We start from the raw sequence: 11485 nt of genomic DNA, 5'->3' as shown, positions 1-11485 counted from the left end.
TAATAATATGAAACTGACCGTGCTCTCTTCTCTGGTTGCCGCAGGCGTGGCGCTGGCGACGCTTTCCGGTGCCGCACAGGCGAAAGGCCGCCTGGTGGTTTACTGCAGCGCCACCAACGAAATGTGCGAAACGGAAACCAAAGCCTTTGGTGAAAAATATGACGTTAAAACGTCGTTTATCCGCAACGGTTCCGGCAGCACGCTGGCAAAAATTGACGCCGAGAAGAAAAACCCGCAGGCCGACGTGTGGTACGGCGGCACGCTGGATCCGCAGTCCCAGGCGGGCGAAATGGACCTGCTGACGGCTTACAAATCGGCCAACCTCGAGCAGATCATGCCGCAGTTCCGCGACCCGGCTAAGCGCAAGGGCAACTACTCATCGGCGGTGTACGTTGGCATCCTCGGCTTTGGCGTGAACACCCAGCGCCTGAAAGAGAAAAACCTGCCGGTGCCGAAATGCTGGAAGGATCTGACCAACCCAATCTACAAGGGCGAAATCCAGATTGCCGACCCGCAAAGCTCCGGCACCGCCTATACCGCGCTTGCGACCTTTGCCCAGCTGTGGGGCGAGGACCAGGCCTTTGACTACCTGAAAAAACTCAACGGCAACGTTTCCCAGTACACCAAATCCGGCATTGCCCCGGCGCGTAACGCCGCGCGCGGCGAAACCGCCATCGGCATCGGCTTCCTGCACGACTATTCGCTTGAAAAAGAAAACGGCGCGCCGCTGGAGCTGATTTCCCCCTGCGAAGGCACGGGCTATGAAATCGGCGGCGTGAGCATTCTGAAAGGCGCGCGCAACATGGACAACGCTAAGCTGTTCGTGGACTGGGTGCTGTCCAAAGAGGCGCAGGAGCTTTCCTGGCAGAAAGGCAAGTCCTACCAGATCCTGACCAACACCACCGCAGAAACGTCGCCGCTCTCACTGAAGCTCGACGACCTGAAGCTGATTAGCTACGACATGGACAAATACGGCGCCACCGACATGCGTAAGGCGCTCATCAGCAAATGGGTAACCGACGTGAAAATGGGTAAATAAACCCACGCAGGTGACAACGTAACGTCACCTGCTTTTCCTCTTTTCTTTCGGCCGATGAGGCACTTATGTCTGAAACTTTACTTTTGCGACCTGCGCGAAAGCGGGACGCTATTCTCTGGTGGGTGGCGCTGTGCTGGCTGGCTTTTGCTCTGCTGCCGAGCTGGAGCCTGGATTACGGCCTGTTTGAATCCACCCGCGACGAGGTGCTCGACGCCTATAGCTGGTCCGGCTTAAACATCAGCCTGCTGTGGTACATTCTGCCGTCGCTTTTGCTGCTGCGCCCTTTCGCTGAACAAGGGCCGGAGCAAAGGCAACGCCACTATTTTGACGCTGGATGGGCGCTGCTGTGCATGGCCTTTATCGTGGTCAGCGCGACCGTAACCGAACGTGGCCTGGGCTACGCGAGCATCGTTCTGTTTATCTCGTTGGGCATGGTTATCACGCTCGCGCTTACACGGCTGGAATGGCTGGGCGGCGACAGCTTTGTGATCGGCTCGCTGGTCGCCATCGTGGCGCTTATCGGCGTGTTTATCGTCTGGCCGAGCATCGCGATTTTCATTCCGATGTTCACCAACGAGGCGGGGGAATTTGCGCCGCTGGCGTTTATGGCGGTTCTGGGCCAGGCGCACATCGTGCAGGTGATCGTTAACTCCATCGGCCTGTCGATTGCGGTGGGCATCGGCTGTACCTTCTTCGGCCTGGTGCTGGCGATTTACACCACCCGCATCGCCAAACGCAGCGCGATTATCGGGCGGATCTTTTCTATTCTGCCCATTGTCACGCCGCCGTTTGTGGTCGGGCTTGGCGTGACGCTGATGATGGGCCGGTCGGGCTATATCACCGAGCTGATGGTGGACTGGTTCGGGCTGACCAACACCAACTGGCTGTACGGCTTTACCGGCATCTGGCTTGCGCAGGTGCTGGCGTTTACGCCGATGGCATTTATGATCCTCGATGGCGCGATCAAAACGATTCATCCTTCCCTCGAAGAGGCTTCCTATACGCTGCGCGCCACGCGCTGGAAAACGTTCAAAGGCGTGTTTCTGCCGCTGCTTAAACCGGCGCTGGCTAACGCCTTCCTGATTGTCATCGTCCAGTCGCTTGCCGATTTCAGCAACCCGCTGGTGCTCGGCGGCAACTTTGACGTGCTCGCCACGCAAATCTATTTCTATATCACCGGCTCCCAGCTTGATTACCAGGCGGCGAGCACGCTCGGCGCGTTCCTGCTGCTGTTCTCGCTGATGGTGTTCTGCATTCAGTACATGTGGATCGGCAAACGTTCGTACGTGACGGTTTCGGGCAAATCCAACCGTGGCGACGTGCAGCCGCTGCCGGTGACCCTGGTGTGGGCGGTTATCGCTCTGCTGGCTATCTGGATTGCCTTTAACGCCCTGCTCTACGGCAGCATTTTCTACGGCAGCTTTACGGTGAACTGGGGCGTGGACTACACCCTGACGCTGGATAACTTCACCAAGCTGTTCGGCCAGGGCATGAGCGACGGCGCGTGGCCATCGCTGCTTGATACCCTGCTCTACGCCGGTATCGCGGCGCCGATCACCGCCTTCTTCGGCCTGCTGATTGCGTGGATCGTGGTGCGCCAGCAGTTCCGCGGCAAAAAGACCATCGAGTTCACCACCATGCTGTGCTTCGCCGTGCCAGGCACCGTGGCGGGCGTTTCCTATATCCTCGCGTTTAACAGCGCGCCGGTTTACCTGACGGGCACCGCCGCCATCGTGATTATGTCGATGGTGATGCGCAACGTGCCGGTGGGCATCCGGGCGGGCATCGCCGGGCTTGGGCAAATCGACAAATCGCTGGACGAGGCTTCCCTTAGCCTGCGGGCCGGGTCGATGCGCACCATCATCAACATTCTGCTGCCCCTGCTGCGCCCGGCGATTCTCTCCGCGCTGATCTACAGCTTTGTGCGCGCCATTACCACGGTGAGCGCGATTGTCTTCCTCGTCACGCCGGATACCCGCGTCGCAACGGCCTATATCCTCAACCGAGTGGAAGACGGCGAGTACGGTGTGGCGATCGCCTATGGATCGATTCTGATCGTCGTGATGCTGGCGATTATCTTTATTTTTGACTGGCTGATTGGCGAGGCGCGTATTTCCCGCTCGAAAGCCAAAACCAACGCGTGATTACGGAGTAACCCATGACACAACCTCATTTTGTAGAACTGCGCGGCGTCACGAAACGGTTTGGCACAAATACCGTGCTTGGCGGCATTAATCTGGCTATTTCGAAGGGGGAAATGGTCACGCTGCTCGGCCCCTCCGGCTGCGGCAAAACCACCGTGCTGCGCCTGGTTGCCGGGCTTGAGAAACCGACCGAAGGGCAGATTTTAATTGATGGCGAAGATGTCACGCATCGTTCTATTCAACAGCGTGATATCTGCATGGTTTTTCAGTCCTACGCCCTGTTCCCGCATATGTCGCTGGGGGATAACGTTGGCTACGGCCTGAAAATGCTCGGCACGCCGCGAGCGGAGATTAAAGCCCGCGTAAAAGAGGCGCTGGCGATGGTCGACCTGGACGGTTTTGAAGACCGCTTCGTTGACCAGATTTCCGGCGGGCAGCAGCAGCGCGTGGCGCTGGCCCGCGCGCTGATCCTCAAGCCAAAGGTGCTGCTGTTCGACGAGCCGCTCAGCAACCTGGACGCCAACCTCAGGCGCAGCATGCGCGATAAAATCCGCGAGCTGCAAAAGCAGTTCAACATTACGTCGCTGTACGTGACGCACGACCAGAGCGAGGCGTTCGCCGTTTCCGATACCGTGCTGGTGATGAACAAAGGCGAGATCATGCAGATTGGCAGCCCGCAGACGCTGTATCGCCAGCCCGCGTCGCGCTTTATGGCAAGCTTTATGGGCGATGCAAACGTCTTCCCGGCGCGCTTCGGCAGCGACTTCGTGGAGATCCACGGTTACCGGCTGCCGCGCCCGCCGCAGCTTGCGATTTCACAGGCCGAAGGTACGGTTGGCGTCCGCCCGGAAGCGATCACGCTGAGCGAACAAGGCGCGGAAAGCCAGCGCTGCGTGGTGCGGCACGTGGCCTATATGGGGCCGCAGTATGAGGTGACGGTGGAATGGCACGGCCAGGCGCTGCTGCTACAGGTTAACGCCACGCGCCTACAGCCCGACGTGGGGGATAATTATTATCTTGAGATTCACCCGTACGGGATGTTTGTGCTGGCGGATGCGGCTTAGGCGCTGGGATTGCGGTGGTGGATGGCGCTTTGCTTATCCACCCTACGATTTGAAGCTTAGGTTGTGTAAACGGTGGATGGCGCTTTGCTTATCCACCCTACGATTTGAAGCCTACGTCGTGTAAACGGTGGATGGCGCTTCGCTTATCCACCCTACCGTTTGAAGCCTACGTCGGGTAAACGGTGGATGGCGCTTCGCTTATCGACCCGACAACGCGCCATCACCACCGACATTGACTGCGGGCTACTTCAGCAAACGAACCTTAACGGATTTGCCTTTGATCTTGCCCTGCTGGAGCTGCTTCCACGCGTGGCGGGCAACGGGCTGGCGCACGGCAACGTAAACGTGAATCGGATGCACGTCTATTTTGCCGATATCCGCCCCTTCCAGGCCCATGTCGCCGGTCAGCGCGCCCAGAATATCGCCCGGACGCATTTTCGCTTTCTTGCCGCCGTCGATGCACAGCGTTGCCATTTCGGCCTCCAGCGGCTTGATGGTGATACCGGTCGGCGCCTGCTGCCAGTTCAGGGAAAGGTTTAGCATTTCGGCCAGCACGCTTGCGCGCTGGGCTTCTTCCGGCGCGCAGAAGCTTATCGCCAGCCCGCTTTGCCCGGCACGAGCGGTACGCCCGATGCGGTGAACGTGCACTTCCGGATCCCAGGACAGCTCGTAGTTGATCACCATTTCCAGCGCTTTAATGTCCAGACCGCGCGCGGCGACGTCCGTTGCCACCAGTACGCGGCTGCTGCCGTTGGCGAAACGCACCAGCGTCATGTCGCGGTCGCGCTGTTCCATGTCGCCGTGCAGCGCGAGCACGCTTTGGTTGCTTTCGCTAAGCGCATCGCACACGGCCTGACAGTCTTTTTTGGTATTACAAAACACCACGCACGAAGCGGGCTGATGCTTGCTGAGCAGCTTTTGCAGCAGGCCAATTTTGCCGCCGCGCGATACTTCATAAAATTGCTGTTCAACGGACGGCAGTTCGTCAACCGAATCAATTTCAATGGTCAGCGGATCGTTCTGCACGCGCTTGCTGATGGTGGCAATGGCCGCAGGCCAGGTTGCGGAGAACAGCAGCGTCTGGCGTTTGGCCGGTGCGTGGCTGATAACTTCGTCAATCGCGTCGGCAAAGCCCATATCCAGCATGCGGTCAGCTTCATCCAGCACCAGCGTTTGCAGCGCGTCCAGCTTGACCGTTTCCTTCTTGAGGTGATCCAGCAGGCGCCCCGGCGTTGCCACAATAATGTGCGGCGCGTGAATTAAAGAGTCACGCTGTATGCCAAACGGCTGGCCGCCGCACAGGGTTAATACCTTGATATTCGGCATGTAGCGCGCCAGGCGGCGCAGCTCTTTGGCAACCTGGTCGGCCAATTCACGCGTCGGGCACAGTACCAGCGATTGGGTAATAAACTGGCTGGCATCGATGTGCTGCAGCAGGCCCAGGCCAAAGGCTGCGGTCTTGCCGCTGCCGGTTTTCGCCTGGGCACGGACATCTTTACCTGCAAGGATGGCGGGCAGCGCTTCCGCCTGTACCGGCGTCATGCTGTGGTAGCCCAGTTCGGTAAGGTTGGCGAGAAGTTCCGCAGGCAGGGTGTTTAAAGTTGTAAAAGATGTCACGTGTGTACTCTCAATAAGGGGGCTGACTGGCAGCGGCTGGCGCGTAGTCTAGCAGAATCACGTTCCAGGGTCATTTCCCTGAGCAAGATCACATGCGGAACAGACGCTAAATGTAACAGTGTGAAATGAGACATCGATCACTAAATATTTTTCTTTGGCGAAAAAAAAGCCTGGATAAATCCAGGCTAAAGGCTTTTGAAGCATTTTAAATGAGGTGCTAAAAGACAAATTACAGCTTTAGCATATAACGAACGCTATTGGCACATAACGAACCTCTTCACGCTACCAATTAATTAACGACAATTAAAATACAAATTAAGAATGAATTAACCAAATACATTCATTAAATATATGATGATTTCACCGGTATCTTTTAGAATTATCATATTCAATTTTGTTACATTTATCCTGTGAGCATAACTGAACTTACTGAGTAGGATGAGCTCACGAGTCATCTCGTACAATTAGTAAACAATTAATTGATAATAAAATAAACTCAGAGGGTTTTCTCATGTTTAGAAAAACATTGGCAATTTTAATCCCAGCATTATTGGCTGCGGGTTCTGTTCACGCGGCGGAGATTTATAATAAAGACGGCAACAAACTTGACCTGTACGGTAAAGTTGATGGCCTGCACTATTTCTCTGACGATGCCAATAAAGATGGCGATCAGACATATGTTCGTTTGGGCTTCAAAGGTGAAACTCAAATTAACGACATGCTGACCGGCTTCGGTCAATGGGAATACAACGTTCAGGCAAATAACACTGAAAATAGCGGCAATCAGTCCTGGACCCGTCTGGCATTCGCCGGTCTGAAATTCGGCGAGTACGGTTCATTCGATTATGGCCGTAACTACGGCGTGCTGTATGACGTGGAAGGCTGGACAGATATGCTGCCAGAATTCGGCGGCGACTCCTACAGCCAGGCCGATAACTTTATGACCGGCCGTGCAAACGGCGTGGCGACCTACCGCAACAACGATTTCTTCGGTCTGGTTGACGGCCTGAATATCGCGGTGCAGTACCAGGGTGCTAACGAGAATTCTACTAATTCTCAGGAAGGTACCGCTAACCGCAACAACGGCAATGACGTTCGTAACGAAAACGGCGACGGCTGGGGCTTATCTTCTACTTACGACCTGGGCATGGGCTTTAGCGCTGGCGCGGCTTACGCCTCTTCTGACCGTAGCAACGATCAGGAAACCCAAACCACCGCACAGGGCGATAAAGCAGACGCGTGGACTGCCGGCCTGAAATACGACGCCAACAATATCTATCTGGCAACCATGTATTCCGAAACCCGCAACATGACGCCATATGGCGACGGTAACGGCGTTGCGAATAAAACGCAGAACTTTGAAGTGACTGCGCAATATCAGTTCGACTTCGGCCTGCGTCCGGCTGTTTCTTTCCTGATGTCTAAAGGTAAAGATCTGAACGTTGCAGATGGCGACAAAGACCTGGTTAAATATGCCGACGTTGGCGCGACCTATTACTTCAACAAAAATATGTCCACCTACGTTGATTATAAAATCAACCTGCTGGACGAAGACGACAGCTTCTATAAAGACAACGGCATCTCTACCGATGATATCGTTGCTTTAGGTCTGGTTTACCAGTTCTAATTTAGCGTCGTATAAAAAAGACCCGCATTTGCGGGTCTTTTTATATACACATACTGTTTAATTAATACTCTCACCGGAAAGCGCACCTATTACCGTGCTCATCGCCTTTTCCGTCAGCGCCGAACGCTTTATTTTTTGATTTGCCAGCGAGGTTCGCAACACGCCTGCAATCACAATATGTTTGGGTTCCTGACCCAGATCGCGCATCTCCAGCACCACCTTGCCCACGACGCGGCACATTTCCTGGTACAGTTCTTCCTCTTTGGTCTGGTTTCCCATATTTACTCCCTTTTAATCATTGCAAACAAGATAGCATCATGCCGCCGGGAAATTCAGCCAATTAATCTTTTACTGCCCTACTGCCCCCGCATCACAATCTCGACCGCTTCGTGACTGATAACGCTCCCGACGCCGTCGCCAATGGTTTTCCCCTGCCGGTAAAGCTCATCCACGATATTGTCACGATTGATCACCGTTCCCTCGGCTATCAAATTCACCACCGCGGCACCAATGGCGCAGCCAATCAGCTGCGCACGATCTTCTTGCTGACTCATTGCCCTACTCTCTTTTTATTACCCATAAAAAAATTAGCACAAATTTTTCAGCGCGCCATGGCACCAGGCGTTGAGTTTTTCGGGTATCAAAGACGGGAAAGGTTTAGCGCGGAACTTCTATTTCAGCCCAACCTTTTTTGTACATGCAGTCCTTTACCAAAACGCTGCGCTGAAATTCATTGGCGTCGGATGAGGAGTAGTTTTTGGTGCTTGTATCATGCTTCTTATCTTTTGACGTCGTTGCGCTGGTCACAACATAGTTAGGGGGAAGATCCCTTAGCGCCTCAGCTTTACAAGAGATTTCTGCCCGCTCTCTGTCCTGCTCGCTTGCCCCTTCCTTAACCCATTGATGGCTAACGCAGCCAGCAAGAACGACAACCGCACTTATAACCAGAAACCTTTTCATTAATAACTACCATCAATACAAAATTAAAAATTAATTGTATCTTGCATAAGACGCTATCTCAAAGCGCTAAAGCCTTGCTCTATTACCCTCATTTAGCTTTCATTAAAACTTGCTGGCATTCGGCGCACCAATCCGTACCATACACGCCAGCATTACGCGTTACGCGTGTTGGTTTACAGCCCGAGAATTCCATGACCAGTCAAAAAGAACAGTACAATCTCAATAAATTACAGAAACGCCTGCGCCGCAACGTTGGCGAAGCGATCGCTGATTACAATATGATCGAAGAAGGCGACCGTATCATGGTTTGCCTTTCAGGCGGTAAAGACAGCTATACCATGCTGGAAATCCTGCGCAATCTGCAGCAGAGCGCGCCGATTAGCTTCAGCCTGGTGGCGGTGAACCTCGACCAGAAGCAGCCGGGATTCCCGGAACATATTCTGCCAGCCTATCTCGAAAGCATTGGCGTGGAATATAAGATTGTCGAAGAGAATACCTACGGCATCGTTAAGGATAAGATCCCCGAAGGTAAAACCACCTGTTCACTGTGCTCCCGCCTGCGTCGCGGTATTTTGTACCGCACGGCAACCGAGCTGGGGGCGACCAAAATCGCTCTGGGTCACCATCGCGACGACATCCTCCAGACGCTGTTCCTGAACATGTTTTACGGCGGCAAGATGAAAGGCATGCCGCCTAAGCTTATGAGCGACGACGGTAAGCATATCGTTATTCGCCCGCTGGCCTACTGCCGTGAGAAAGACATCGAACGCTTCGCCACCGCGCGCGAATACCCAATTATTCCGTGCAACCTGTGCGGTTCACAGCCTAACCTTCAGCGTCAGGTGATCGGTGACATGCTGCGCGACTGGGACAAACGCTACCCGGGCCGCATCGAAACCATGTTCAGCGCGATGCAGAACGTGGTGCCTTCTCACCTGTGCGATACCGAACTGTTCGACTTTAAAGGCCTGAAGCACGGCGCTGAGGTGGTTGACGGCGGCGATCTCGCCTTTGACCGCGAAGAGCTGCCGATGCAGCCTGCGGGCTGGCAGCCGGAAGAAGACGATAGCGAAGCGCCGTTGCAGCGCCTCGACGTTCTCGAAATCAAATAGCCCTGCCTTCCCTCTCCTTTACGGAGAGGGAACCCCTTACATGTGCGGTGGCGGATCGATTATTGGCTTCGGATCGGGGTCGATAGGCGGTTCTGGGATGGGCTGCGGTCTTGGAATAGGATCGGGAACCGGTGCCGGATCGCTGGGGAAAGGGTCACTCATCGAAATACTAAGCTGAAATATGCCACGGTGATTTGTCATAAACGCCTCCTGTTAGCTCTCCCCTTAAGCATAGACAACAAATCGCAGACAAAAAAAAGCCGACTATCAAAGTCGGCGTCGTACGAATCAATTGTGCTATGCAGTAATTCTAAAAAAGGAAGTAAGACAATATGGAGCGCAACGCCCATCGCTTGACGTTGCATTCACCTGCGAGAGAGATATTGCCTCTAACCGCCCGGTAGTTTATTGACCTCGCTCAAATTAGGCGGCCTTTTTCAGTGTCATTTTTGTTAAAAATGTGAAATTTTACAGCCATTTACTGCGATGTAACCACCAGGCAACACCACCAATCAGAACCACCAACATGATGCAGAACAGGCTAAAGCCAAAATGCCAGCCGCCGCCGGGAATACCGCCCAGGTTAACGCCGAACAGGCCGGTCAGGAAGGTGCTGGGCAGAAACACCATCGCCATCAGTGACATGGTGTAGGTGCGCCGTCCCATAGCTTCCTGCATTACCTGCGCGATTTCGTCAGTCATTACCGCCGTGCGGGCGATGCACGAGTCGATTTCGTCCAGCCCGCGCCCCAGACGGTCTGAAATGTCCTGCATCCGCCGCCGGTGGTCGTCCGTCATCCACGTCAGGCGTTCGCTGGACAGGCGCGCGTACACGTCACGCTGCGGTGCCATATAGCGGCGCATGACGATGAGCTGTTTGCGGAGCAGCGCGAGGAAGCCGCGCGGCGGGATTTGCTGGTCGAGCAGGTTGTCTTCAAGGTCGATAATTTTGTCGTGCAGCTGTTCGATAAAGTCGCTGGCGTGGTCGGTCAGCGCGTCGCAGACGTCCACCAGCCAGCTCCCGCAGTCCGTTGGCCCGGTCCCTTCATTGAGATCGTTGACCACATCGTCAAGCGCCAGAACCTGCCGCTGCCGCGTGGAAACGATAAGACGCTCGTCCATGTACAGGCGCATCGCCACAAGCTGGTCGGGCCGCTCGTCGGTGCTGCCGTTAATGCAGCGCAGCGTGATGAGCGTCCCTTCCCCAACGCGCGACACTCTCGGCCGCAGGCTTTCGCCGGCCAGCGCGTCGCGCACGTAATTTGGCAGTAGCGGCGTGGTTGCCAGCCAGTCGGCGCTGTCGCGGTTGGTATAGTTCAGATGCAGCCAGCACGGATGCTCGCGATCGATGATGGTGTCGTTTTCAATCGGCCTTACGCCGCCCTGGCCATCCAGCTGCCACGCAAATACCGCATCCGGCACGTTCAGCTCGGCCCCTTTCATCACATCCACAACCCTACCCCCAGCCAGAAAAGACTCAGCTGTCAGTCTAGCCATCCTGGGTTGTTAAGCAACCCGCAGCGACAGGCAAAAGTGCTGAATTACATCAGGAAAGGTTATTTCTCGCACAGCGCGGGTGAAAAGTTCTAACGAAGCTGGCTGTCTTTGGAACCGCGACGGTTGTAGCCGGAGAAGGTAGACCTTCTGGCGTCTTCTTCCTGCTGACATTTTACGCACAGCCGCACGCCGGGGATGGCTTTACGTCGCTGTTCGGGGATGGGGTCGCCGCACTCTTCGCAGTGCGTGAGGCTTTCGCCTTTTGGGAGCTCGCTGCGCGCACGGGCGATAGCATCGCCTATGGTGCTGTCGATTTGTTCCTGTACTGCATCATCGTTTGCCCAGCCTGATGCCATTTTTCACCTCCCGGAAGCCGAAGACATAAGGTTAATAATAGCACGAAAAACGCGTGGTTTTTAATCGAA

General features: G+C 54.9%; 12 protein-coding genes. 5 read left to right on the top strand and 7 right to left on the bottom strand.

Features of this window, described 5'->3' with window-relative positions; all coding sequences use genetic code 11:
* Positions 1-7: 7 nt before the first annotated feature.
* From ACSPHG_RS11495 to fbpC, 3 genes are all read left to right on the top strand, one after another.
* On the top strand, positions 8-1039 hold the full coding sequence (locus ACSPHG_RS11495) for an ABC transporter substrate-binding protein (RefSeq protein ID WP_435953609.1): 1032 nt from the start codon (positions 8-10) through the stop codon (positions 1037-1039).
* 65 nt (positions 1040-1104) lie between these two features.
* Positions 1105-3183: an ABC transporter permease gene (locus tag ACSPHG_RS11490; RefSeq protein ID WP_435953608.1), complete on the top strand. Its 2079-nt coding sequence runs from the start codon at positions 1105-1107 to the stop codon at positions 3181-3183.
* Between the two features lie 14 nt (positions 3184-3197).
* Positions 3198-4247, top strand: coding sequence for a ferric ABC transporter ATP-binding protein (fbpC, locus tag ACSPHG_RS11485; RefSeq protein WP_435953607.1), 1050 nt, complete (start codon positions 3198-3200; stop codon positions 4245-4247).
* 243 nt (positions 4248-4490) lie between these two features.
* Here the strand turns inward: fbpC and dbpA are convergent, their stop codons facing one another.
* Positions 4491-5864, bottom strand: a complete 1374-nt coding sequence (gene dbpA / locus ACSPHG_RS11480; protein WP_435953606.1) for an ATP-dependent RNA helicase DbpA — start codon at positions 5862-5864, stop codon at positions 4491-4493.
* A 511-nt stretch (positions 5865-6375) separates the two neighbouring features.
* On the opposite strand from dbpA, the gene ompC reads away from it, so the two are divergent.
* Positions 6376-7491 carry a porin OmpC gene (ompC, locus tag ACSPHG_RS11475; protein ID WP_435953605.1) on the top strand — a complete coding sequence of 372 codons (1116 nt, stop codon included), beginning with the start codon at positions 6376-6378 and terminating at the stop codon, positions 7489-7491.
* Positions 7492-7548: 57 nt separating this feature from the next.
* Here the strand turns inward: ompC and fumD are convergent, their stop codons facing one another.
* The 3 genes from fumD to ACSPHG_RS11460 form a co-directional block, all read right to left on the bottom strand.
* Positions 7549-7770, bottom strand: a complete 222-nt coding sequence (gene fumD / locus ACSPHG_RS11470; protein WP_435953604.1) for a fumarate hydratase FumD — start codon at positions 7768-7770, stop codon at positions 7549-7551.
* Between the two features lie 77 nt (positions 7771-7847).
* Positions 7848-8045: a hypothetical protein gene (locus tag ACSPHG_RS11465; protein ID WP_435953603.1), complete on the bottom strand. Its 198-nt coding sequence runs from the start codon at positions 8043-8045 to the stop codon at positions 7848-7850.
* 103 nt (positions 8046-8148) lie between these two features.
* Positions 8149-8451 carry a hypothetical protein gene (locus ACSPHG_RS11460; RefSeq protein WP_435953602.1) on the bottom strand — a complete coding sequence of 101 codons (303 nt, stop codon included), beginning with the start codon at positions 8449-8451 and terminating at the stop codon, positions 8149-8151.
* A 191-nt stretch (positions 8452-8642) separates the two neighbouring features.
* Here ACSPHG_RS11460 and ttcA point away from each other — a divergent pair, with 191 nt between their 5' ends.
* Positions 8643-9563 (top strand): tRNA 2-thiocytidine(32) synthetase TtcA, encoded by a 921-nt coding sequence (gene ttcA / locus ACSPHG_RS11455; RefSeq protein ID WP_435953601.1) that lies wholly within the window; start codon positions 8643-8645, stop codon positions 9561-9563.
* Positions 9564-9599: 36 nt separating this feature from the next.
* Here ttcA and ynaL read toward each other — a convergent pair whose 3' ends face one another.
* The 3 genes from ynaL to ACSPHG_RS11440 all read right to left on the bottom strand — a co-directional run bounded on the left by ynaL (position 9600) and on the right by ACSPHG_RS11440 (position 11416).
* Complete coding sequence (gene ynaL / locus ACSPHG_RS11450) at positions 9600-9764, bottom strand: proline-rich small protein YnaL (protein WP_435953600.1); 165 nt, start codon at positions 9762-9764, stop codon at positions 9600-9602.
* Positions 9765-10031: 267 nt separating this feature from the next.
* Positions 10032-11006, bottom strand: a complete 975-nt coding sequence (gene zntB, locus ACSPHG_RS11445; RefSeq protein WP_435955999.1) for a zinc transporter ZntB — start codon at positions 11004-11006, stop codon at positions 10032-10034.
* 143 nt (positions 11007-11149) lie between these two features.
* A complete protein-coding gene (locus ACSPHG_RS11440; RefSeq protein WP_435953599.1) occupies positions 11150-11416 on the bottom strand; it encodes a DksA/TraR family C4-type zinc finger protein in 267 nt (88 codons plus the stop codon).
* Positions 11417-11485 lie beyond the last annotated feature (69 nt).

Origin of the sequence: Dryocola baronae (assembly GCF_051297175.1) — a bacterium.
Classification (GTDB): Bacteria; Pseudomonadota; Gammaproteobacteria; order Enterobacterales; family Enterobacteriaceae; genus Dryocola.
The sequence above is the reverse complement of the archived record's forward strand: the minus strand, read 5'-3'. Positions and strand labels throughout refer to the sequence as shown.

Coding starts and splice junctions, on each gene's coding strand:
- ACSPHG_RS11495 (WP_435953609.1), top strand. CDS start 8: ATGAAACTGACCGTGCTCTCTTCTCTGGTTGCCGCAGGCGTGGCGCTG.
- ACSPHG_RS11490 (WP_435953608.1), top strand. CDS start 1,105: ATGTCTGAAACTTTACTTTTGCGACCTGCGCGAAAGCGGGACGCTATT.
- fbpC (WP_435953607.1), top strand. CDS start 3,198: ATGACACAACCTCATTTTGTAGAACTGCGCGGCGTCACGAAACGGTTT.
- ompC (WP_435953605.1), top strand. CDS start 6,376: ATGTTTAGAAAAACATTGGCAATTTTAATCCCAGCATTATTGGCTGCG.
- fumD (WP_435953604.1), bottom strand. CDS start 7,770: ATGGGAAACCAGACCAAAGAGGAAGAACTGTACCAGGAAATGTGCCGC.
- ACSPHG_RS11465 (WP_435953603.1), bottom strand. CDS start 8,045: ATGAGTCAGCAAGAAGATCGTGCGCAGCTGATTGGCTGCGCCATTGGT.
- ACSPHG_RS11460 (WP_435953602.1), bottom strand. CDS start 8,451: ATGAAAAGGTTTCTGGTTATAAGTGCGGTTGTCGTTCTTGCTGGCTGC.
- ttcA (WP_435953601.1), top strand. CDS start 8,643: ATGACCAGTCAAAAAGAACAGTACAATCTCAATAAATTACAGAAACGC.
- ynaL (WP_435953600.1), bottom strand. CDS start 9,764: ATGACAAATCACCGTGGCATATTTCAGCTTAGTATTTCGATGAGTGAC.
- zntB (WP_435955999.1), bottom strand. CDS start 11,006: ATGAAAGGGGCCGAGCTGAACGTGCCGGATGCGGTATTTGCGTGGCAG.
- ACSPHG_RS11440 (WP_435953599.1), bottom strand. CDS start 11,416: ATGGCATCAGGCTGGGCAAACGATGATGCAGTACAGGAACAAATCGAC.